This window comes from Streptomyces sp. NPDC030809, assembly GCF_055572195.1.
This window is the reverse complement of the sequence record NZ_JBVIDV010000025.1, coordinates 41,213-63,892: the sequence shown is the minus strand read 5'-3', so window position 1 is coordinate 63,892 and position 22,680 is coordinate 41,213. Positions and strand designations below refer to the sequence as shown.

The window sequence follows — 22,680 nt, the reverse complement described above, 5'->3', positions numbered from 1 at the left end:
TGCCGCGGTGCCCGATGACACGCCCCTCCCACGGAGGGGCGCGTTGCCGGGCGCTGCGGCATGTCTGTACCCCGGCGCATGTCCGGACCCGGAGGCACGTCCGCACCCGGACACGGACCGCCACGACGGGCCCCAGTGCCGGCGGGCTGGGCCGGCACGGATCGCCGTACGCGTGAAAGCCGTACTCACAAGCCGTTACTCGTACCCTCTGGGCGTGCCGGGCCCGGGCAGCCGACTCGACCGGTCGTCACGGAAGGGGCCCCGGTCGCGGCATCGTGCCCGGCACTCCCCCAACCTCCGGCCGGGGGTACCCCCAGGCCATACCCACGTCGGCCGAAGGCACAAACCTGGCCGCCCCCACGCCCTTGCCCGGAGCTCCCGATGACTGACGAATCGCGACCGTCCCGCACCGCCGCGGTGATCCCCGCCGCCGGCCGCGGCGTACGCCTGGGCCCCGGCGCCCCCAAGGCGCTGCGCACCCTCGGCGGCACGCCGATGCTCATCCACGCCGTCCGCGCCATGGCCCGCTCCCGGGCCGTCTCGCTGGTCGTCGTGGTCGCCCCGCCGGACGGCGCGGCCGAGGTCAAGAACCTCCTCGACGAGCACGCGCTCCCCGACCGCACCGACTTCCTCGTCGTGCCCGGCGGCGAGACCCGCCAGGAGTCGGTGCGCGCCGGGCTCGCCGCCCTCCCGGAGACCGTCACCTCCGTGCTCGTCCACGACGCCGCCCGCCCGCTGGTCCCGGTGGACACCGTGGACGCGGTGGTCGAGGCCGTCCGCGACGGCGCGCCCGCCGTGGTCCCCGCCCTGCCGGTCACCGACACCGTCAAGGAGGTGGACCCGCAGCCCGCCGGGGCCCCCGAGCCGGTGGTCGCCACCCCCGAGCGGGCCCGGCTGCGCGCGGTGCAGACCCCGCAGGGCTTCGACCTCGCCACCCTCGTACGCGCCCACGAGAGCATCGCCGTCAACGGCGAGGGCGCCACCGACGACGCCGGAATGGTGGAAAAGCTCGGCGTCCCCGTCGTCCTCGTGCCCGGCCACGAGGAGGCCTTCAAGGTCACCCGTCCCCTGGACCTCGTACTCGCCGAGGCCGTACTCGCCCGCAGGAGGGCCACCGATGCCTACTGAGCCCACGCCGCCCGTCGCCCCGGTGATCCCGCTCGTCGGGATCGGCACCGACGTGCACGCCTTCGAGGAGGGCCGCGAGCTGTGGTGCGCGGGCCTGCTCTGGGACGAGGACGCGAGCGGGGGCCACGGGCTCGCCGGGCACTCCGACGGGGACGTGGCCGCCCACGCCGCCTGCGACGCCCTGTTCTCCGCGGCCGGGGTCGGCGACCTCGGCGCGCACTTCGGCACCTCCCGCCCCGAGTGGTCCGGCGCCGCCGGCACCACCCTCCTCGCCGAGGCGGCCCGGATCGTACGCGCCGCCGGCTTCACCATCGGCAACGTGTCCGTGCAGGTCATCGGGGTGCGCCCGAAGGTCGGCAAGCGGCGCGAGGAGGCGCAGAAGGTGCTCAGCGAGGCGGCCGGCGCCCCGGTGTCGGTGTCCGGGACCACCACCGACGGGCTGGGCCTGACCGGCCGCGGCGAGGGCCTGGCCGCCATCGCCACCGCGCTCGTGTACCGGACCCCCGGCCTCTGACCGGACCCGGCCGGTCCCCGCGCCGCCCCGCACGCGGCCGCGGCCGGGCGGCGGTCGCGGCAACGATCGGGGAAACAAAGCGCCCCGCGTCCCCCAAAGGGTCGCGGGGCACCACCACACGCCCACTACCCTTGGTCCCGTGACTATTCGCCTGTACGACACCAACGCCCGGCAGATCCGCGACTTCACCCCGCTCGCGCCGGGCTGCGTCTCGATCTACCTCTGTGGTGCGACCGTGCAGGCCGCCCCGCACATCGGGCACATCCGGTCCGGTCTGAACTTCGACATCATGCGCCGCTGGTTCGCCTACCGCGGCTACGACGTCACCTTCATCCGGAACGTCACCGACATCGACGACAAGATCATCGCCAAGTCCGGCGACCAGGGCCGCCCCTGGTGGTCCATCGGCTACGAGAACGAGCGCGCGTTCAACGACGGGTACAGCGCCCTCGGTTGCCTGCCGCCCACCTACGAGCCCCGCGCCACCGGCCACGTCACCGAGATGGTCGAGATGATGCGCGGGCTCATCGAGCGCGGCCACGCGTACGAGGCCGACGGCAACGTCTACTTCGACGTCCGCTCCTTCCCCGGCTACCTGGAGCTGTCGAACCAGGAGCTCGACAACCTGCTCCAGCCCTCCGGCGAGGGGGAGACCGGCAAGCGCGACCCGCGCGACTTCGCCATGTGGAAGGCCGTCAAGCCCGGCGAGCCCTCCTGGGAGACCCCGTGGGGCCGCGGCCGTCCCGGCTGGCACCTGGAGTGCTCGGCGATGGCGCACAAGTACCTCGGGTCCGCCTTCGACATCCACGGCGGCGGCCTCGACCTGATCTTCCCGCACCACGAGAACGAGATCGCCCAGGCCAAGGCCTTCGGAGACGAGTTCGCGAACTTCTGGGTGCACAACGCCTGGGTCACCCTCTCCGGCGAGAAGATGTCCAAGTCGCTCGGCAACTCGGTGCTCGTCTCCGAGATGGTCAAGCACTGGCGCCCGATCGTGCTCCGCTACTACCTCGGCACCCCGCACTACCGCTCGATGATCGAGTACAGCGAGGAGGCCCTGCGCGAGGCGGAGGCCGCCTTCGCCCGCATCGAGGGCTTCTGCCAGCGCGTCGTGGAGAAGGCCGGCAAGCCGGTCGAGCCCGCCGACCAGGTGCCCCCGGCGTTCGCCGAGGCCATGGACGACGACATGGGCGTCCCGCAGGCGCTGGCGATCATCCACACCACCGTCCGCCAGGGCAACAGCGCGCTCGCCGCCGACGACAAGGACGCGGCGATCGCCCGCCTCGCGGAGGTCCGCGCCATGCTGGGCGTCCTCGGCCTCGACCCGCTCGACCCGCACTGGGCCGGCACCGACGGCGACCGCGGCGAGGAACTGCACGGGGCCGTGGACACCCTCGTACGGCTCGTCCTCGACCAGCGCGAGGCCGCCCGCGCCCGCAAGGACTGGGCCACCGCCGACGCGATCCGCGACCAGCTGCAGCAGTCCGGCCTGGTCATCGAGGACAGCCCCACCGGGCCGCGCTGGACGCTCGGCCCCCGCTGAGCCGGGCCGCCCGGAGCAGCCGCGCCGTGCCGCCCGGCCTTCCGGGCGGCACACTCTTCATACGTACATATCGCAGCACGAACGAAAACAGGTAGAGGTCATGGCCGGGAACAGCCAGCGCAGGAACCGCCGCACGTCCAACAAGAAGGGCGCCACGGTCGGCAGCGGTGGCCAGCGGCGCAAGGGCCTGGAAGGCAAGGGCCCCACGCCCAAGGCCGAGGACCGCAAGGGCCACAAGGCCTTCCGGATCTCCAACGCCATGGCCCGCCAGGCCGCCAAGCGCCGCCCCGCCCCCCGCCGCGGCGGCCCCAAGGGCCAGAGCGAGATGGTCGTCGGCCGCAACTCCGTCTTCGAGGCCCTGCGCGACGGCGTGCCCGCCACCACGCTCTACGTCCAGCAGTTCATCGACAACGACGAGCGCGTCCGCGAGGCCCTCGCCCTCGCCCAGGCCCGCGGCAACATCAACCTGATGGAAGCCCCGCGCCCCGAGCTCGACCGCATGACCAACGGGCTCAACCACCAGGGCCTCGTCCTCCAGGTGCCGCCGTACGAGTACGCCCACCCGGAGGACCTCACCGCCGAGGCCTACGACGAGGGCCAGGACCCGCTGATCGTCGCCCTCGACGGGGTCACCGACCCGCGCAACCTCGGTGCGATCGTCCGCTCCGTCTCCGCCTTCGGCGGCCACGGCGTGGTCATCCCCGAGCGCCGCGCCGCCGGCATGACCGCCGGCGCCTGGAAGACCTCCGCGGGCACCGCCGCCCGCACCCCGGTCGCCCGCGTCACCAACCTCACCCGCGCCCTCCAGGACTACAAGAAGGCCGGCATCACCGTCGTCGGCCTCGCGGCCGAGGGCACGCACGAGGTCCAGGACCTGGAGGCGCTCGGCGGCCCCGTCGTCATCGTCGTCGGCAGCGAGGGCAAGGGCCTGGGCCGCCTCGTCGGCGAGACCTGCGACTTCCTCGTCCGCATCCCGATGCCCGGCGGCGCCGAGTCCCTCAACGCCGGCGTCGCCGCGGGCGTCGTCCTCTACGAGGCCGCCCGCCGCCGCGCCTGACGCCTTCCCCCGCGCCTGGGCCTCCTCCCGGAGGCCCAGGCGTGCGTTCGAACGGCGGGCAGCCATGCGAGTGGCCGGAATTTGACGGGTCTCGGACACATCCCCGGTGTCAAGGCAGTGTCCTAAACACTCATCACTCGGTTAGATGAGTGTGGACACCAGAACGCCCAGGTTCGACGACCAGCCCGCGCTGAGCATGGTGAAGGTGCCGTGCGACCCGGCGCAGGTCATCGTGAACCACGCCAGCTTCCGCGTGCAGCTCGCCGCCGCCCCCCGACGGCCCGCGCCCCCCGCCGGTCCGCTCCGGGTCCCCGCGCTGAGCGGCGCCGCGGCCCTGGCCGGCGCCTCGGTGCGGACCCGGCGCCGGGCCCCCGTGGTGTGGAGCGGCAAGTCCGACGGCGCCGCCACCGGCGGCCTCCTCCAAGCCGTCCGCGAGGCCGGCCACGGACAGCCGTACGGCACCGGCGCCGCCGACGGCGGCACCACCCAGGTCATCCCCCGCATCGACCTGGCCGACGACACCATGCCCACCCCCACCGTCATCGGCCAGCGCAGCCGTCCCCACCCCGAGGACGACACCCAACTCATCGCCCCCGTACGGGACTACGAAGGCGGCTACGACAGCGGCTACGGCGGCCGCCACGGCTACGGGCCCGCCCCCGACGAACTCGGCGCCGCCGGAGCCGCCGACGAGGCCGGCCTGCGCCGCCCCGCCGACCGCGACACCGACCGCCAGGGCTACTACCCCGACCGCCGCATGAACCTCGGCCTCGTGCTGCTCCCGCTGCGCGTCTTCCTCGGGTTCATCTCCATCTACGCCGGCATGGGCAAGCTCTGCGACCCCGTCTACTTCGACGGCGGTGAGCGCGGCTCCATGGTCACCTGGCTGCACACCCTCCACCCCTGGGCCCTCGCCGAACCCCTGCGCGACTTCGCCCTCTCCCACCCCGTCGGCGCCGGCCTCACCGTCGCCTTCCTCCAGGTGATCGTCGGCGTCCTCACCGTCTTCGGCCTCTGGCAGCGCTTCGCCGCCTGCATCGGCGCCCTGCTCTCCGCGGCCCTGCTCATGACCGTGAGCTGGAAGACCGTCCCCGCCTACGACGCCCCGGACATCATCTACCTCGCCGCCTGGAGCCCGCTGATCATCGCGGGCGCCCCCGTCTACTCCATCGACGCCCGCCTCTCCGGCGAGGCCTGGCGCACCCTCGGCCCGCGCTCCGCCCTCTGGGAGCTCCGCCGCCGGGTCCTGCGCCGCGGCACCATGATCGCCACCGTGGTCGTCGGCCTGACCCTGCTCATCGGATCCGTGCTCGGCGGCGCCGTCCGCTCCAGCACCGTGGTCACCGTCCCCGGACCGGGCGAGGCCCCCAGCAACTACCTGCCCGGCCAGCCCCTCCCGCAGGAGCCCGTCAGGACCCGCAAGCCCGCCAAGAAGGCCGTACGGCCCACCGCCCCGGCCTCCACCCCCGCCGAGCGCCCCGCCACCCGGCAGCAGACCACCCCCGGCAGCACCCGCACCGGCACCACCCGGGGCGCCGAGTCCCCGACCGCCACCCGCGGCAGCAGCACCGGCGGCTCCACCGCCCCCCGCCAGAACACCCCCCAGCCCCCGCCCGCCACCAGCGGCCGCCCCAGCTCCTCGGGCGGCACCACGGGCGGCGGCGGCAGCACCGGCGGCGGCACCACCGAGCCCGCCAAGCCCGGACTGGTCGGCGGCCTCCTCGGCTGACCCGCCGCCCCGCCCCCCCCGCCGACCCGTCGGCGGGGGGCGTACGGACGCAACACGAAGGGCCCGGCGCGCGAGATGCGCGCCGGGCCCTTCCCCGTGTCCCCGGACCGGCTCCGGACCGCGGTGCCCCGCGGGAGGCCTCAGAGGCCCCGCTGGGACTCCAGCTCCTTCGCGGCCTCGGTCAGGTCCTTCGCCGTGTCGATCGCCCGCCAGTAGGCCCCCTGCGGCAGCGGGAAGCCGGCCAGCCGCCGCTCCCGGGCCAGCCGCGGGAACGTCGTCCGCTCGTGGTCGCCCAGATCCGGCAGCAGCGAGGCGAACTCCGCCGAGAACACGTACACGCCCGCGTTGATGAGGTACGGGGACGGCGGCGACTCGATGAAGTCCAGTACGTGACCGAACTCGTTGGTCTCGACCGCACCCCAGGGGATCCGCGGCCGGGCCAGCGCCAGGGTCGCGGTCGCGGCGCGCTCCTCGTGGAAGGCCGCCATCTCGCGCAGCGAGAACCGGGTCCAGATGTCCCCGTTCGTCGCGTACCAGGGGCGCTCCGGATGCGGCAGGTGCGCGGCGGCGTACTTCAGGCCGCCGCCGCGGCCCAGCGGCTCGCTCTCCACGACCGTGGTGACGCGCAGCGGGAGCTCGGTCTTCGCCAGCCAGTCCTGGAGGACCTCGGCGAGGTGGCCGCAGGAGACGACGGCGTCGGTGACGCCCTCGGCCGCCAGCCAGGCCAGCTGGTGCCCGATGATCGGCACCCCCGTCCCGGGGATCTCCACCATCGGCTTCGGCCGGTCGTCGGTGTACGGACGCAGCCGCGAACCCTGGCCGCCCGCCAGGACCACGGCCTGGGTGGGGGCGGCGGGGAACGCGGCCGCGGGTGCTGCGGTGGATGCTGCTGTCGTGCCGGCTGCGGAGCGGTCTCCGGAGCCGTCTGCGGAGCTTGCAGGGGGCGCTGGCGTCATGCGCGCAGCCTATGACGGGACGGGCGCACAGGGGGGCGTACGGCGGGCGGCGGGCGGGGCCGGCGGGCGGGAGTGCGACCGAACCGGGCGCGGCGGGCCCGCTGCGGTGCCGCCCGGCAGGCTCGGGATGCCGGGGCGGCCCCGCAGGCGCACGGTGCCCGCTGCTGGACGGGCCCGCGGCGGGCGTCAGCTGAAGGAGGCCACGCCCGCGGCGAAGGAGGTGTCGCAGGCCGGACGCGCGTACGTCTGCGCCTTCGTCGGCCCGTACAGCTTGGCCGCCTGCACACCCAGTGCCTTGGCGATCTCGCCGCAGTAGGAAGCCAGCGAGGGGCGCTTGTCCACCTGCTGCTGGAGGTGGGTCAGGACCACGCCCGGGTCCTGCTTCGCCTGCAGCTCGCCGAGCAGCTTGTCGCGCAGCACCTCGTGCGGGGCGCGGACCTTGGCGGGCACGGAGACGTTCTCCGCGGCGGCGGTCAGGACCTGGGAGGAGGAGTTGTCCGCCCAGGGGACCATGGTGACCGCGAGGGTCCCGGAGAGGACCAGGACGACGGGCAGGACCAGGGCGAGGGATCGGCCGATACGGCGGGCAGTGTGGGTCACGAGGGCGAGAGTAGCGCTCGGTGAAGATTTGGCGACATTTAGTCACCCTGTCGAGGGATGGTTCGACGTGGTTTTTCGAATGGGGTGTTGACGTACACCGCTCGAAATGCCCGTTGTGCCGGGGTATTTGTCACACTGGCCCCCGCCGGAAGGGCGGGGGCCAGTGCGGTTGCCGCGGGGCCTCGGGTCAGTCGGCGAGGCGCTCGCCGGTGGAGGTCGAGAACACGTGGATCTCACCCGGGCGCGGGACCACGTGCAGCGTGGCGCCCTTCTCCGGCACCTGGCGGCCGTTCACGCGCACCACGAGGTCCTGCGCGGTGCCGCCGACCTCGGCGGTGCCGTACACGTATCCGTCGGCGCCGAGCTCCTCCACCACGTTGACGGTGACGGCCAGGCCGCCCTCCGCGACGAGGTCGAAGTGCTCGGGGCGCACGCCCACGGTGACCGTGCGGTCGCCCTTGTCGGCGGCGGAGGACAGCGCCTCGCGGGACACCGGCACCACGCTGTCGCCGAACTTCACGCCGCCGTCGGCGATCGGGACCTCGACCAGGTTCATGGCGGGGGAGCCGATGAAGCCGGCGACGAACAGGTTCGCCGGGCGGTCGTACATGTTGCGCGGGGTGTCGACCTGCTGGAGCAGACCGTCCTTGAGCACGGCCACCCGGTCGCCCATCGTCATGGCCTCGACCTGGTCGTGGGTCACGTAGACGGTGGTGATGCCGAGGCGGCGCTGCAGGCTCGCGATCTGCGTACGCGTGGAGACGCGGAGCTTGGCGTCCAGGTTGGACAGCGGCTCGTCCATGAGGAAGACCTGCGGCTGCCGCACGATGGCGCGGCCCATGGCCACGCGCTGGCGCTGGCCGCCGGAGAGGGCCTTCGGCTTGCGGTCCAGGTACTGGGTCAGGTCGAGGATCTTGGCCGCCTCCTCCACCTTCTGCCGGATGGTGGCCTTGTCCACACCGGCGATCTTGAGCGCGAAGCCCATGTTGTCGGCGACGGACATGTGCGGGTACAGCGCGTAGTTCTGGAACACCATCGCGATGTCCCGGTCCTTGGGCGGCAGGTTGGTGACGTCGCGGTCGCCGATGCGGATGGCGCCGCCGTTCACGTCCTCCAGACCCGCGAGCATGCGCAGCGAGGTGGACTTGCCGCAGCCCGACGGACCCACGAGGACGAGGAACTCCCCGTGCTCGATGCTGAGCTCAAGCGCGTCGACGGCGGGCTTGTCGGCCCCCGGGTACAGCCGGGTCGCCTTGTCGAAAGTGACAGAAGCCATGGTGATGCGTCCCTTCACCGGCAGGAACGTGCCGGACGATCCGAGTGGAAGGAAGGATGGTCTAGTCCATCAAGATGGACTTCCCGCGCACGCTACCTGCAGATCCCGGTTCTGTCAGCAGGCAGAGCGCCGCCCTTTTGGCGTGGGTGAGGCAGAGCAGCTCACTTCTGACCTCCTGCCGCCCTCGCGAGCGGCGTTTCCTGCTTCACCGTCCGGTGCCGCCTCGTACGGCCTCACGGCCGCATCGACGCGGTCTTACCCGGACTCCACAGGCAAGAAGACCGACAGCCCGTCGGCCCGTACATCGGGGCGCGGCCTACGCCGCCACCTCGGGCAACTCCGAGACGCGCATCACAGCGGGGGCCGGCCGCCCCGGAGGCAGCGCCATCGCCACCTGCCAGTACATCCGCAACCCCTCGTCCCGCAGGTTCACCGCCGCGTTCCCGTCCCGGTCGTGCTGCGCCCCGCAGGCGCCGCAGGTCCATGACCGGACCGAGACGTCCAGCCGCTCCCCCTTGGTGTGACAGGCCGAGCACCGCCGCGTGGACGGGAAGAACCGGTCCACGACCACCAGGGTTCGCCCGTACCACTCGCACTTGTAGCGGAGCTTGACCAGCAGTTCGCCCCAGGCGGCATCCTGGATCGACCGGTTCAGTCTCGCCTTCCGCCGTCGGCCGGGGCCGGAAGCGGAGCGGACCAGGGACGCGACCGACAGGTCCTCCACCACGAGCACTTGGTTCTCGCGCACGAGGCGGGTGGTGAGCTGGTCGATCAGGTCCCTGCGCGCGTCCGCCATCAGGGCGTACAGGCGGGCGATCTTCTGCCGCGTCCGGTTCCGGTTCCGTGAGCCCCTCTCCCTGCGGTGCAGCTCCTTCTGGAGCCGCGCCAGCTTCGCCGTGTACGTCTTCATCAGCCGCGGGTGATCCACCGTGACGCCGTCGTCCAGTGTGACGAGGGCGGCGAGACCGAGGTCGATGCCGACGGCGCGAGGCGCCTGCGTGCCCGGAACGAGCGCCGGGGGCAGTGGCTCGATCCGCTCCTCCACGAGCACGGAGACGAAGAACCGGCCCGCCCGGTCGCGCGACACGATCAGCTTCACCGGCTCGCACCCCGGCGGCAGCGGCCGCGACCACCGCACGTCCAGCGGCCCCGACTGCTTGGCGAGGCTCAGATCACCCGTACCCGGCCGAGTCGGATCCTCCGCCCACCGGAAGCCGGTACGGACGTACGTCGCCGAGTCGCGAGAGCGGTGCCTCCGCTTCGGCTGGGGGTACTTCGCTCCGCCCTTGAAGAAGCGGCCGAACGCCGCCTCCAGGTGCCGCAACGGCTGCTGGAGCACCGTCGAGGAGATCTCACCCAGCCAGCGCGTCTCCTCCGCCCGGCGCCAGCCGGTCAGCGCCCGGGAGGTCTCCGCGAACCCGACCCTCAGCCGGTGCTCCCGCCACGCCTTCGTCCGCAGCGCCAGCGCCTCGTTGTAGACCCACCGGCACGCCCCGAACGTCCTGGCCAGCTGCTCGGCCTGCTCCTCGGTCGGGTAGAAGCGGTACCGGTACGTCCGCTGCCAGGTGCCCGGCTCCTTCGCCCGCCCCTTGAACGGCGCCTTACGCCCCCGGTGCTTGCGCTGCTCGGGGATGCCGAGCAGGTCCCGCTTGAGGCGCGTGGATTCCGTCGTATCGGTCACTGGCCCCTCCCCTGGCCGTTCGGAGCCGGAACTGCACTCCAGTGCGTAGAACGAACTGGATGGCGAACGGGTCACGGGCGGCTGGCGAACTTCTTCGCGGGGCGAGCGGGCCGCTGTGTACAGTGAGGGCGGCTCGCGTGCGCGGTGATACCGCGCTGCTTGTCACGCCTCCTTAGCTCAATTGGTAGAGCAACGATCTTGTAAGTCGTAGGTCGTCGGTTCGATTCCGACAGGGGGCTCCATCCCAGGTCAGCAGCTTGCCGGCCGAGTGGATTCGAACGAAAGCGGAGGGCCCCGGGTGATTCACCCGGGGCCCTTTCGCATGCCCGGGGTCACCCCGCGGGCCGTCGCCACAAGCCCGGATCCGGGCGGAATCCCGTCGCGTGGATCAGGGCGCGGGTGCGGGCGCGGCGGCGGGGGTGGTCCGGGGTGGGGGCGGCGTGGACGTACGGGCCGAAGCGGGAGCAGAGGGTCTCGTACGCGGCCGGGTGGCGGCGGAGCGCGCGCCAGGCGTCGATGACCAGGGGCGGGGCTGCCATCGCGGTGCCGGGGTTGAGGGCGCGGGCGGCCGTGAACTTGACCGCTTCGGCGACGGCCCGCTCGGCGAGCTCGGCGGGGAGTCCGGGGTGCGCCTCGCGGAGGGTGCGGCAGGCGGCGGGGAAGGCGGGGCCGAACAGTTGCCGGGGGCTCAGGGGTGCCGGCGGGGGTGGCGGCGGAGTTCGACGTTGCAGTCGGTGGCGCGGGAGTGGTCGCCGTCGCGGCGGGCGGCCGCCCGTTCGTGCGCGAGTGCTGCGCAGACGCCGCAGCCGGGAGTGGGGGCCGGGTCGGGGGCCGGGAGGTGCAGGTGGGGCGCGGGGGACAAGGTGGTGGGGTCGCCGGGCATGGGTGGGCCTCCTAGGGCCGTGCCACTTCTCTAGGTACCTCTCCAGTGAAGCGACGCGCCTCGGCTCTGGTCACGTGTTCTCTATACATCTCCAACCTTTTGGGTGGGGCAGGCGCGCCGGTCCTAAGGTGGTCCGGTGGACAGCACGGGCAGTGGGCGGCAGGCGAAGTACGTGCGGATCGCCGATGAGTTGAGGGCCGGTATTCAGTCGGGTCGGTACGGCCCCGGGGACCGGTTGCCGGGCGAGAACGACCTGATGGCTGCTCATGGCGTGGCGCGGATGACGGCCCGGCAGGCTCTGGGCGTCTTGCAGCACGAGGGACTTGCCGAGGCGCGCAAGGGTGCCGGGGTGTTCGTCCGCGGGTTGTGGCACAGCCCCACGCGGCGGCGGGGGATTCAGCGGCTTGCGCATGAGCAGTGGGGTGCCGGGCGGTCGGTGTGGGCCGATGAGGCGGGGGAGCGGGAGCTCGTCGTCGATCAGGTCGAGGTGCGGGAGGCGTCGGCCGGGGAGCCGGTCGCGTCCGTGCTGGGCGTGCCGGTCGGGGCTGCGGTGTGGGTGCGGAGCCGGCGGTTCGTGCTGGACGGGAAGCCCGTGATGACGGCGGTGTCCTGGCTGCCGGACGAGCTCGTGGCGGGGACGCCGGTCACCGAGGCGGACACCGGGCCGGGCGGGACGTACGCGCGGCTGGCGGAGCTGGGGTTCGGGCCGGTGCGGTTCCGGGAGGAGAGCCGGTCGCGGATGCCGTCGGCGGAGGAGGCCGAGCGGCTGCGGCTGGGGGCCGGGACCCCGGTCGTGGTGGTCGTGCGCACGGCCTTCGCGGAGGGCGGGCGGGTGGTCGAGGTGAACGAGATGACGCTCGACGCCGGGTCGTACGTGCTGGAGTACGAGTTCGACGCGTAGGGGCGTGGGGCGGTGAGGGGACCCCTACCGGCCGGTTCGGAGCGGGTGCGTGTTAGCGTCCGCCGACTGTTGAGAGACATGGGGGAAGCTTTGCGGAAGCTTGTTGGGGCCGGGGTTGCGGCTGTGATGCTGGCGACCGGGGTGGCGGCCGGGACGGCCGTGGCGGCGGGGGATCCGACGTTCTACTTCGATCCCGTCACGGACAAGACCGTGATGCCGGGCGAGGGGCGGGTGTGGCTGTCGCCGGGTTCGACCGGTGGGGAGCACACCGGGGAGCCGGACGGGACGTACGTCTACGCGATTTCCAAGAAGGCGCTGACCGGGGGGACCTGGTACGGCGGTGTGCCGGCCGGGATGAAGATCGACCCGACGGACGGGTGCAAGGCCAAGGCCGGGGTGGCCGGGGTCTACCTGTGCGACCTGCAGGGGTGGAACAACCCGGCTCCGGAGATCTCCGCGGCCTCGACCACCGCCGACATGTCGACCGCGTACTACAGCCTCGTGTACGTGCCGCGCGGCGCGAGCATCGAGGCGGGTGTCAAGGAGGCGCAGACGGCGGGCTCGAAGCCGGTCACCGGCCGCCGGGCGCACGCGACGGTCGTGGCGAAGACGAAGGCGCACGTCGCGAAGAACACGATGGCGCTGACGACGCCCGCGCTGCCGGCCGGCGGCACGGTGTCGCACACGGTGAAGCTGCACGCGGTCGACAAGGGCCGGCTGTCGATGTACGTGACCCAGGCCCCGGGCTTCCGCAGCTGGGACGAGGGCGAGCTCAAGGTCGAGGCCGACGGCGTGGAGTCGAGCGCCGGCATCGACGCGACCGAGTGCGACCACTCGCTCGGCGAGGTCGGCGAGATCCGCTGCACGGTCAAGAAGCCGGGCGACTACACGATCACGTACAAGCTGAAGGCGGACGCGGCCTCGCCGGCGTGGAAGCTGCGCAACACGGCGACGTACGAGGTGTACGACTTCGGCACGGGCAACCCGGAGTCGGTGTCGGACTTCGCGGTCACCGGGGGCCCCGCCGTGACCGAGCGCTTCCGGCTGGTGGGCCGCAAGGCGGACGGCGAGCTGTACGACTACCGGGGCACCGGCAAGGGGTCGAGGCCGTTCGCCATGGTGGAGCTGGTCGGCGCCAGCCTGAACTGGAACCAGTACTCGGCGCTGACCCGGCTGGGTCCGGTGACGGTGCAGAGCACCGGTCCGGGCGCGGTGGCGCGGTCCAAGGACGGCGTGCTGTGGTTCTACCGGATGGCCGGGCACGGCGGGATCTACAAGGACCGGCTGCGTGTCGGCGCCGGGTGGAACGCGTTCAACTCGCTGACGGGTGCCTCGGACCTGACCGGGGACAAGAAGGCGGACCTGCTGGCGCGGGACACCGCGGGCACGATGTGGCTGTACCCGGGTACGGGTGTCGCCACGGCGCCGTTCGGTACGAAGCTGAAGGTCGGCGCGGGCTGGAACGCGTACAACGCGCTGGCCGGCGGTACGGACGTGACGGGTGACGGCAAGGCGGACCTGGTCGCGCGGGACGCGGCGGGCGGGCTGTGGCTGTACCCGGGTACGGGTGCGGCGGCGAAGCCGTTCGGTGCGCGGGCGCAGATCGGCACCGGCTGGGGGATCTACGACTCGATCGTGGCGCCCGGGGACCTGAACTCGGACGGCAAGGCGGACCTGGTGGCGCGGGACAAGTCGGGCGTGCTGTGGTGGTACCAGGGCACGGGTGCCGCGGCGAAGCCGTACGCGTCGCGGGTGAAGGTCGGTCCGGGCTGGCAGACGTACAACCTGCTGTTCTAGCGGCGTGCACGCTGCTGTTCCGGCGGCGTGCAACCTGCTGTTCCGGCAGCCGGATGCGAGTGAAAAGCGGCCTCCGTCCCTTGTGGGCGGGGGCCGTTACTCTGTAACAAACGCCCGTGTTATACGGTCCGCGCACGTCATGCGGGGAACATGACGTTGCCGCGGCAGCACTATGCCGCCTTCACGTAGTGGAGCGCGAGATGCGCGAAATGCACGAGATGCGAGGAAAGTTGGGGCGGGGCGCGGCGCGTCTCGGCGTGTTCGGGGGTGCGGCGGCGCTGGTGGCCGCCGGTTCGGTGCCCGCGTTCGCCGCCGTGAGCGATGACTACGCGTTCACGTTCAAGGAGCACGTGGTGGCGCCGGGCGAGGGCTCGATGGCGCTGCTGCGGCCGGACACGGTGGACGGGATGCCGAACGGCACGCTGGTGTTCGCGATGTCCAAGGCGCCGCTGACCGATGCGTCCTGGGCCAACGGGGGCCTGCCGGTGGGGATGTCGGCGCGGACCGACGACGCGTGTACGGCTTCGCCCACCGTCAAGGGCGTGTTCCTGTGCAAGACGGGTGAGGACACGGGGTTCGTGGGTCCGGCGGTGTTCGCCAAGGACTCGGTGAAGGACAACACGAAGCTGCACTTCGGTGTGGCGTACGCGCCGCGCGGCTCGGATCTGAAGGCCGCGGTGAAGAAGGCGCAGCTGGCGCAGAGCGCGCCGGTGCGGGGCCGGGTGGAGGCGCACTCGGTGACGGTGCTGACCTCCGAGCACGTGAAGAAGAACAAGCTGTCGCTGAAGGTCCCGGCGCTGCCGGCGGGTGGCTCGGTGACCCAGTCGGTGACCGTGAAGGCCTTCGACGCCGGCAAGCTGCGGGTCGGCTTCGGTGCCGCGGCGGGCCAGCGGCAGTGGGACAAGGGCGAGTTGAACGTCGAGGTCGCGTCGGTGCAGCCGGGTGCGGGTGCGTCGAACTGCACCTTCGCGCCGGGCGAGCTGGCGTGGGAGGGCCTGACGTGTGACGTGGCGGCGCGCGGGGGCGCGGACGTGACGGTGAAGTTCACGCTGAAGGCGGCGGCGACCTCTCCGGCGTGGCAGCTGGACGCGTATGCCGGGTACGAGGTGTACACCTCGGGCTGGGGCGAAGGGCCGCAGGCGCAGGCGCAGTTCGGCGTGCAGAGCCCGTACCCGGTGAAGGAGCGGCACCTGCTGCTGGCCCGGGACAAGAAGGGCGGCCTGTGGGCGTACGCGGGTACGGGCCAGGCCTCGCGGGTCTTCGAGCGGGGTGAGAACTACGGCGAGGAGTGGAAGAAGTACACCCTCGCGGCGAAGCTCTCCCCGGTGAAGGTGCAGATGGCGGGCGGTCCGGTGGTGGTCCGGGATGCGGCGGGCGTGCTGTGGTACTTCCCGCTGACCGGGCAGGGCGGCCTGTGGGAGCCGCTGAAGGTCGGCGCGGGCTGGAACGTGTACGACGCGCTGACGGGTGCCGGGGACGTGACCGGTGACGGCAGGGCGGACCTGCTGGCGCGGGACGCGAACGGCACGCAGTGGCTGTACGCGGGCACGGGCGTGGCGGCGAAGCCGTTCGCCCCGCGCGTGAAGATCGGCGCGGGCTGGAAGGTGTTCGACTCGCTGTCGGGCGGCGCGGACCTGACGGGCGACGGCAAGGCGGACCTGCTGGCGCGCGACAAGGACGGCGCGCAGTGGCTGTACGCGGGCACGGGCGTGGCGGCGAAGCCGTTCGCCCCGCGGGTGCAGCTGGGTGCGGCGGCGGACTGGAAGGGCTACACGGCCTTCAGCGTGGTCGGCGACCTGGATTCCGACTTCAAGGCGGACCTGGTGGCGCGGGACGCGGCGGGCGTGCTGTGGCTGCTGAAGGGGACGGGGCAGGCGGACGCCCCGTTCGCGCCGCGGGTCAGGATCGGCGGCGGCTGGAACACGTACGGCTCGCTGCTGTAGCGGCAGGACGCGGCAGGACGCGGCCGGCCCGGAGCGGGTCGGCGGCAACGGCGGGCTGGGGTCCGCCGGTTGAGGACGAGGGGTCCCGGCGGTACGGCCGGGGCCCCTCGCGTGTACGTTGCACGCGTACTTCGTTGCTCATGGGTTCACGGGGGATTTTGTGATGCGGATACGTGGTTCGATGGCGCTCGGGGGCGCGGTGGCGCTGCTGGCGTCGGGGGCGGTGACGGGGGCGGTGTCGGGCTCTGCGGCCGCGGCGGGCACGCCGTTCGGCTTCTCGCAAGTGGTCGACGGGGTGGTCAAGCCGGGTGAGGCCCAGTTCCTGTCGCCGCAGCTGGGCGAGGGGGAGAACGGGCGGCCCGCGGGCACGTTCGTGTACGCCGTCTCGCGCAAGCCGCTGACCGGCGGTACGTGGGCGGGCGGGGCGCCGGCGGGCATCGAGGTGTCGGTGCCCTCGTACGACAGCTGCAAGCCGCGGGCCGGGGTGGCCGGGGTGTACGTGTGCCCGGCGAAGGGCCTGTCGCACTACCCGGGGCCGGTGCTGCGGGGGAAGCCGGACGCCGCGCACAACACGCGGGCGTACTACGGGGTGGTGTACGTGCCGCCGGGCGGGAGCGTCGCGGCGGGGATCGCGGAGGCGCAGAGCGCCGGGGCGCGGCCGGAGGACGGGACGCACGCGGCGGGCACGGTGACGGTGAAGTCCCCGGCGCGGGTCGCGGAGAACACGCTCGCGCTGTCGGTGCCGGGGGTGCAGGCGGGCGGTTCGGTGGCGCAGTCGGTGTCGGTGCACGCGGTGGACGCGGCCCGGCTGCGGCTGACGTTCGCCTCGTCGGCGGGGCAGCGGCAGTGGGAGTACGGCGAGCGGTCGCTGTCGGTGGAGGAGGTCACGGCGCCGCCGTCGGTGAAGTGCGAGCCGGCGGGTTCCTCGGGTCTGGAGGTCGTGTGCGACGTCCTGGCGCCGGGGGACGTGACGATCGGCTACACGCTGCGGGCGGGCGCCGACCTGAAGGCGTGGAAGCTCGATGCGAAGGCCGTCTACCAGGTCTACTCCTCGTCGATCAGCGAGGACAACCCGGTGAAGTCGGCGGCGTTCCGGGTGTCGAGCCCGTATCCGGTGCGGGACCGGCACCGGCTGTTCGGCCGGGGCCAGGACGGCTGGCTGCGGGTGCTGACGGGCACCGGCAAGGCCTCGGACCCGTTCGCCGCGTACGTGGAGCAGGCGGGCTCGGAGTGGGGCGGCTACGGGCTGGTGACGAAGCTGGCGCCGCTGACCGGCCGGGGCACGGGCGGTGCGGTCGTGGCCCGGGACAAGGCGGGGGTGCTGTGGCACTACGCGCCGTCCGCGCCCTCGAAGGGGGCGGGTCCGCTGGGCTCGCGCACCAAGGTGGGCAAGGGCTGGGAGGTCTACGACGAGATCGCCGGTGTGTCCGACGTGACCGGTGACGGCCGGGCGGACCTGGTGGCCCGGGACAAGGGCGGGGTGCTGTGGCTGTACGCGGGCACGGGCAGGGCCGCGGCCCCGTTCGCCCCGCGGGTGCGGATCGGCGCGGGCTGGAAGGCCTTCGACGAGCTGACCGGGCTGGGCGATGTGACGGCCGACGGGAAGGCGGACCTGCTGGCGCGGGACGCGGCCGGTGCGCTGTGGCTGTACGCGGGTACGGGCGTGGCGGCGAAGCCGTTCGCGCCGCGGGTGGTGACGGACCTGGAGGGGGCCGGGCTGCGGTCGCTGTCGGGTGCGGGTGATCTGACGGACGACGGGCGGCCGGACCTGGTCACTCAGGACGGGGCGGGGGTGCTGTGGCTGCACGAGGGGACGGGCGATCCGTCGGCCCCGTTCGGCGCGCAGTCGCGGATCGACCGCTGGTGGGACCAGTCGACGATCGCGAAGTTCGACACGCTGCTCTAGTCGGCCGCTTCCTTCCGGCAGCGGCGTCGCGCAGGGCGGCGAGGAGGGGGCATCGAGAGGTGCCGCACCCCGCAGGGGGTCGGCACTCGGAGGTGCCGTACCCCGCAGGGGGTGTGAACCGGCCGTTCCTCTGGGGAAGTTGAGGCAGATGCGGGCTCCGTCGGCTTCCGGCGGGGCCCGCGTTGCTACGGTCCGCAGGCGCCGCGGGGGGAGTGCCGGGCGCTGTCGCGGCAGCATCGTGCCGCAGTTTTCCGCCAGGGGGACAGAGGCATGCGCATGCGCAGGACGGTTGTTTTCGGGAGCTCGGCGGTGCTGATCGCCGCCGGGGCGCTGACCGGGGCCGGGCAGGTGGCGGCCGCCGGCCCGGCCGGGGCGGGGATCGGGTTCCACGACCTGCCTGACTGGACGGTCCGGCCGGGCGGCAGCCCGGCGGCCCTGGCGCCGCGAATGCTGACCGGTGACGGCCCGCAGGACCCGGAGGGCACGTTCGTCTACGCCCTGAGTGCGAAGCCGCTGACGGGCGGGGCCTGGTCGGGGAGGCTGCCGGCCGGCATGACGGCCGAGGCGGGCCGCGGCTGCACCGAGAAGCCGGGGGTGCCGGGGGTCTTCCTGTGCGACTACCGCAACTGGGACGCGCGGGCCCCGCGGGTGCGTACGGCGGTGGGGGCCGCGGACGGGGCGCGGGTGCACTTCGGCGTGGTGCTGGTGCCGAAGGGCGGGAGCGTGGACCGGGGTGTCCGGCAGGCGCAGACGGCGGCGGCCCGGCCGGAGGACCGCCGGCACGCGGCCCGGACCGTGACGGTGAAGACCGCGGAGCACGTGGCGCGGAACGTCGTGGACCTGCACGCGCCCGGCCTGAAGGCGGGCGGCTCGGTCCGGCAGTCCCTGAAGATCAACGCGGCTGACGCGGCGGACCTGGAGATCTCGTTCGCGCCGACCGGGGGGCAGCGGCCCTGGGACGGCGCGGAGCCGGGCATCGCGGTCGACTCGCTGTCGGTGACGGGTCCGGCGAAGTGCTCCGCGAGCCCCTTCGTGAGCAGGTGGGAGCCGAGCATCGTCTGCACCGTGCGGAAGCCGGACAAGGTGACCGTGTCGTACCGGCTGAAGGCGCAGGCGGACACGGCGGCCTGGAAGATCCGGGCGGCCGCCACCTACCGGGTGTGGAACGAGGATCCCGGAAACCCGCGGTCCGCGGCCCGGTTCGCGGTGGACAGCCCCCGCCCGGTGCGCGAGCGGCACAGCCTGCTGGCGCGCGGCAGGGACGGCCGTCTGTGGGCGCACGCGGGGACGGGCAGGGCGGACGTGCCGCTCGAAACGAAGGTCATGGAGCCGGTCGGCAAGGGCTTCGGGCAGTACGACCGGATGGTGAAGCTGTCCCCGGTCACCGGGCGGAACGCGGGCGCCGGGGTGCTGGGCCGGGACCGGTCGGGCGTGCTGTGGTTCCACCCGATGGGCCGCTACGAGGGGCTGGCTCCGCGGACCCGGATCTCGGCGGGCTGGAACGCGTACGACGAACTGGTCGGCGCCTCCGACGTGACGGGGGACGGGGTCCCGGACCTGCTGACCCGCGATCCGGAGGGGAACCTGTACGCGGTCACGGGGCGGCCCGGTCCGCAGTGGCGGCCCGCCCACCTGACCACGCTCGACGGAGGCTGGGAGCGGTACGACCGGATCGTCGGCGCGTCCGACGTGACGGGCGACGGGAACGCGGACCTGGTGGCCCGGGACCGGGCCGGGGTGCTGTGGCTGCGGGCGGGCACCGGGGACCTGACCGACCCGTTCCGTGCCCGTACCCGGATCGGTGCGGGCTGGGGTGCGTACCGTGCGCTGTCGGGTCCGGGCGACCTGACGGACGACGGCCGGCCGGACCTGCTGGCGCAGGACGCGTCGGGGGCGGTGTGGCTGTACGCGGGCACGGGCGTGGCGGCGCGGCCGTTCGCACCGCGGGTGCCGGCCCTGGCGCCCGGCGACAACGGGGGCGCGGTGCAGGGGTACGACACGCTTCTCTGAGGGGTTGCGACCCGCGCTCCTCTGAGGGGGAAGGGCGTACGGGGAGCCCGTACGGGGAGCTGTAAGGGGACCCCGTACGGGCAGCCCCGGCCGCTGCGGGGCCGTCAGTGGCGGCCGGAGATCCGGTCCGCGATCCGGGCGAGCGGGGTGGTGGCCGCGCTGTGGGAGGCGGCCTCCCGGCGGTCCGCCTCGCGGTAGGCCGCGTACAGGGCGTGGACGCCGAGCCAGCGGAAGGGCTCCGGCTCCCAGCTGCGGACCTTGTGGTTCACCCAGGGCAGGCTGGTCAGTTCGGTGGCGCCGCCCTGGCCGGAGTCCTGCTGGACCAGGTCGCGCAGGGTGCGGGCGGCGAGGTTGGCGGTGGCCACCCCGCTGCCGACGTAGCCGCCCGCCCAGCCGAGGCCGGTGCTGCGGTCGAGGGTGACGGTGGCGCACCAGTCGCGGGGCACGCCGAGCACTCCGGACCAGGCGTGCGCGATGCGGGTGCCGGCGAGCTGCGGGAAGAAGCGGACGAGGATCTCGCGCAGGGCCTCGACGGTGGCGGGCTGGGTGGTGCCGTCGTTGTCGGTCCGGGAGCCGAAGCGGTACGGGACCCCGCGGCCGCCGATGGCGATGCGGTCGTCGGCGGTGCGCTGTGCGTACATGTAGGCGTGGGCCATGTCGCCGAGGGTTTCGCGGCCCTCCCAGCCCAGTTCGGCCCAGACCTCCGCCGGCACGGGCTCGGTGACGATCATCGAGGAGTTCATGGGCAGCCAGGCCCGCTTGTGGCCCTTGATGCCCGCGGTGAACCCCTCGGTGCAGCGGAGCACGTAGGGGGCGCGGACGGTCCCGTACGGGGTGACCGCGCGGCCCCGGGCGATCTCCGTGACGGGGGTGGACTCGTGGATGCGCACCCCCAGGGCCTCGCAGGCGGCGGCCAGTCCCTTGGCGAGCTTCACGGGGTGGATGCGGGCGCCGTGCGGGGTCCAGCCGGCGCCGACCGCGCCGGAGATGCGGATCCGTTCGGCGGTCTCGCGGGCGCCGAGGAGCAGCCGGTCGTGCTCGCCGAAGGCGGTCTCGGCGGCGTGGAAGGCCTTGAGGCGGGCGAGCTGGGCGGGGGTGTGGGCGACTTCGAGGACCCCGCCCTGGTGGATGTCGGCGTCGATGCCCTCCTTGGCGGCGGTGTCGACGACCTCGGTGACGGTGGCGTTCATGGCCCGCTGGAGGCGGACGGCGGCCTCGTGGCCGTGCAGCTCGGCGTAGCGGTCGCGGCCGGCGATGCCGTTGTAGAGCCAGCCGCCGTTGCGGCCGGAGGCGCCGTAACCGCAGAACTTCTGCTCCAGGACGGTGACGCGCAGGAAGGGGGCGGCCTGCTTGAGGTAGTACGCGGTCCACAGGCCGGTGTAGCCGCCGCCGACGATGCAGACGTCGGCGGTGGCGTCTCCGGGCAGCGGCTCGCGCGGGGGCGGGGTGCCGTCCTGGGCGTACCAGAAGGAGATGCCGCCGTTGACCGTGCCGGATGTCTGGGCGGTCGTGATCGTCGTGCGCGTCATGGGGGAGTGGTACACCGCGGTCCGTACGGGTGTCCAGGGTTCGGCGCCGCGTTCGGTTCCGTGTTCGGCGCCGGGTGTGGGGGTGCGTGGGGCCCTTCGGCCTCGAATCGAAGGCCGAAGGGCCGGGGCGGCTGGGCGGTGTGGCCGTTTAGGGTCCATTAGGCATATGTATGCCTAATGGAGGGTTCTGCGCGGATGGTCACGAAGGTCGTACGTACGGTGGGCCGCGCGGGGTCGGCGGGGGCGGCGGGGTCGGCGGTGTCGGCGGTGTCGCCGGGGGCGGCAGGGTGGCCGGGGCGAGTGGGGCGGGCCGGCCGGGCGGGGCGGATGCGGCGGACGGGCGTCGCGGTGGCCGCGGCCGTGGTGCTCGGTGCGGCTGCGGTGGCCTGCGGGGGTGGGGGCGGGGGTGGTGAGGGCGATGCTGCGGGGTCGTCCGCCGCCGCGCCGGTGCGGACCAGTCCGATGGCGGACCGGCTCGCCAAGCTGCCCTCCGCGGTGGAGGGGACGAACGTGGTCGTCGGCGACCCGGCGGCCCCGCGGACGGCCCGCGTCCTGGTGGACCCGCACTGCGGCTACTGCGCGCTCTTCGAAAAGGAGGGCGGCGAAACGCTCCTCAAGGCGGCCCTCACCGGGCAGGTCAAACTCGAATACGTCCTCGCCTCCTTCCTCGACCAGGGCGGCAGCGGCTCCGCGAAGGCCGTGAACGCGCTGCGGGCGGCGGCCGAACAGGGCAAGTTCGCGGAGTACAACGCGGCCGTCTTCGCCAGCCAGCCGAAGGGCGCCTTCACGGAGGCGCACCTCCTCGCCATCGCGGCGAAGGTGCCGGGGCTGCGGGGTGCCGCGTTCGACGCGGCGGTGAAGGAGGACAAGTACGCGGACTGGGTGGTGCGGGCCGAGAAGGCCTTCGAGGCGACGGGCGTGCCCGGCACGCCGGCCGTCCTGGTGGACGGGAAGCCGGTCGGGTCGGAGGACCGCTCGATGTTCGACGCGAAGGCTTTCGCCCACACGCTGAAGTCCACGGGCATCGGTTGACATTGCTCCACCCCAACCCGGGACCCGATCTCGACCCGGCGGGTCCTGTCGCGACCCTGCGGGTCCGATCCCGGCCCTGCGGGGGCACATTCCAGCCTCGCCGGGGGGGGGGGGGGGGGGGGGGGGGGGGGGGGGGGGGGGGAGGGGGAGGAAGAGGGGGAGAGGGGGGTGATGGCAAAGGAGACACGAAGAAGA

The 22,680-nt window shown here is 73.4% G+C and carries 18 protein-coding genes and 1 tRNA gene; 12 read left to right on the top strand and 7 right to left on the bottom strand.

Features of this window, described 5'->3' with window-relative positions:
* The first annotated feature begins 381 nt into the window (after positions 1–381).
* The 5 genes from ispD (at position 382) to ACZ407_RS28520 (ending at position 5,971) form a co-directional block, all read left to right on the top strand.
* Positions 382–1,128: a 2-C-methyl-D-erythritol 4-phosphate cytidylyltransferase gene (gene ispD / locus ACZ407_RS28540; RefSeq protein ID WP_468133189.1), complete on the top strand. Its 747-nt coding sequence runs from the start codon at positions 382–384 to the stop codon at positions 1,126–1,128.
* Positions 1,118–1,642 (top strand): 2-C-methyl-D-erythritol 2,4-cyclodiphosphate synthase, encoded by a 525-nt coding sequence (gene ispF, locus ACZ407_RS28535; RefSeq protein ID WP_468133187.1) that lies wholly within the window; start codon positions 1,118–1,120, stop codon positions 1,640–1,642. Before ispD ends, ispF begins: the two co-directional genes overlap by 11 nt.
* Before the next feature lie 139 nt (positions 1,643–1,781).
* Positions 1,782–3,185: a cysteine--tRNA ligase gene (gene cysS / locus ACZ407_RS28530; RefSeq protein ID WP_468133185.1), complete on the top strand. Its 1,404-nt coding sequence runs from the start codon at positions 1,782–1,784 to the stop codon at positions 3,183–3,185.
* A gap of 100 nt (positions 3,186–3,285) precedes the next feature.
* Positions 3,286–4,242: a 23S rRNA (guanosine(2251)-2'-O)-methyltransferase RlmB gene (gene rlmB / locus ACZ407_RS28525; RefSeq protein ID WP_468133183.1), complete on the top strand. Its 957-nt coding sequence runs from the start codon at positions 3,286–3,288 to the stop codon at positions 4,240–4,242.
* Between the two features lie 145 nt (positions 4,243–4,387).
* Positions 4,388–5,971, top strand: a complete 1,584-nt coding sequence (locus tag ACZ407_RS28520; protein ID WP_468133181.1) for a DoxX family protein — start codon at positions 4,388–4,390, stop codon at positions 5,969–5,971.
* Positions 5,972–6,111: 140 nt separating this feature from the next.
* On the opposite strand, the gene ACZ407_RS28515 is transcribed toward ACZ407_RS28520, so the two are convergent.
* From ACZ407_RS28515 to ACZ407_RS28500, 4 genes are all read right to left on the bottom strand, one after another.
* Entirely contained in the window at positions 6,112–6,927 is an 816-nt protein-coding gene (locus ACZ407_RS28515) for a nucleotidyltransferase family protein (protein ID WP_468133179.1), read from the bottom strand.
* Positions 6,928–7,113: 186 nt separating this feature from the next.
* Positions 7,114–7,527: a hypothetical protein gene (locus ACZ407_RS28510; RefSeq protein ID WP_468133177.1), complete on the bottom strand. Its 414-nt coding sequence runs from the start codon at positions 7,525–7,527 to the stop codon at positions 7,114–7,116.
* 187 nt (positions 7,528–7,714) lie between these two features.
* Complete coding sequence (locus ACZ407_RS28505) at positions 7,715–8,803, bottom strand: ABC transporter ATP-binding protein (protein ID WP_468133175.1); 1,089 nt, start codon at positions 8,801–8,803, stop codon at positions 7,715–7,717.
* 316 nt (positions 8,804–9,119) lie between these two features.
* Positions 9,120–10,484, bottom strand: a complete 1,365-nt coding sequence (locus ACZ407_RS28500; RefSeq protein WP_468133173.1) for an RNA-guided endonuclease InsQ/TnpB family protein — start codon at positions 10,482–10,484, stop codon at positions 9,120–9,122.
* 166 nt (positions 10,485–10,650) lie between these two features.
* Here ACZ407_RS28500 and ACZ407_RS28495 point away from each other — a divergent pair.
* Positions 10,651–10,726 (top strand) — tRNA-Thr (locus ACZ407_RS28495).
* Positions 10,727–10,816: 90 nt separating this feature from the next.
* Here ACZ407_RS28495 and ACZ407_RS28490 read toward each other — a convergent pair.
* Positions 10,817–11,023 carry a hypothetical protein gene (locus ACZ407_RS28490; RefSeq protein WP_468133171.1) on the bottom strand — a complete coding sequence of 69 codons (207 nt, stop codon included), beginning with the start codon at positions 11,021–11,023 and terminating at the stop codon, positions 10,817–10,819.
* 149 nt (positions 11,024–11,172) lie between these two features.
* Entirely contained in the window at positions 11,173–11,367 is a 195-nt protein-coding gene (locus ACZ407_RS28485) for a hypothetical protein (RefSeq protein ID WP_468133169.1), read from the bottom strand.
* A 136-nt stretch (positions 11,368–11,503) separates the two neighbouring features.
* Between ACZ407_RS28485 and ACZ407_RS28480 the strand changes: the two genes are divergently transcribed.
* From ACZ407_RS28480 to ACZ407_RS28460, 5 genes are all read left to right on the top strand, one after another.
* Positions 11,504–12,268: a GntR family transcriptional regulator gene (locus tag ACZ407_RS28480; RefSeq protein WP_468133167.1), complete on the top strand. Its 765-nt coding sequence runs from the start codon at positions 11,504–11,506 to the stop codon at positions 12,266–12,268.
* A gap of 126 nt (positions 12,269–12,394) precedes the next feature.
* Positions 12,395–14,065: an FG-GAP repeat domain-containing protein gene (locus tag ACZ407_RS28475; protein ID WP_468133277.1), complete on the top strand. Its 1,671-nt coding sequence runs from the start codon at positions 12,395–12,397 to the stop codon at positions 14,063–14,065.
* Between the two features lie 200 nt (positions 14,066–14,265).
* Entirely contained in the window at positions 14,266–16,008 is a 1,743-nt protein-coding gene (locus ACZ407_RS28470; protein ID WP_468133165.1) for an FG-GAP repeat domain-containing protein, read from the top strand.
* Between the two features lie 163 nt (positions 16,009–16,171).
* On the top strand, positions 16,172–17,914 hold the full coding sequence (locus ACZ407_RS28465) for an FG-GAP repeat domain-containing protein (RefSeq protein ID WP_468133163.1): 1,743 nt from the start codon (positions 16,172–16,174) through the stop codon (positions 17,912–17,914).
* Between the two features lie 270 nt (positions 17,915–18,184).
* Positions 18,185–19,924: an FG-GAP repeat domain-containing protein gene (locus tag ACZ407_RS28460; RefSeq protein WP_468133162.1), complete on the top strand. Its 1,740-nt coding sequence runs from the start codon at positions 18,185–18,187 to the stop codon at positions 19,922–19,924.
* 104 nt (positions 19,925–20,028) lie between these two features.
* On the opposite strand, the gene ACZ407_RS28455 is transcribed toward ACZ407_RS28460, so the two are convergent.
* A complete protein-coding gene (locus ACZ407_RS28455; RefSeq protein WP_468133160.1) occupies positions 20,029–21,453 on the bottom strand; it encodes an NAD(P)/FAD-dependent oxidoreductase in 1,425 nt (474 codons plus the stop codon).
* Positions 21,454–21,780: 327 nt separating this feature from the next.
* Between ACZ407_RS28455 and ACZ407_RS28450 the strand changes: the two genes are divergently transcribed.
* Positions 21,781–22,485 carry a DsbA family protein gene (locus ACZ407_RS28450; protein ID WP_468133158.1) on the top strand — a complete coding sequence of 235 codons (705 nt, stop codon included), beginning with the start codon at positions 21,781–21,783 and terminating at the stop codon, positions 22,483–22,485.
* Positions 22,486–22,680: the final 195 nt, after the last annotated feature.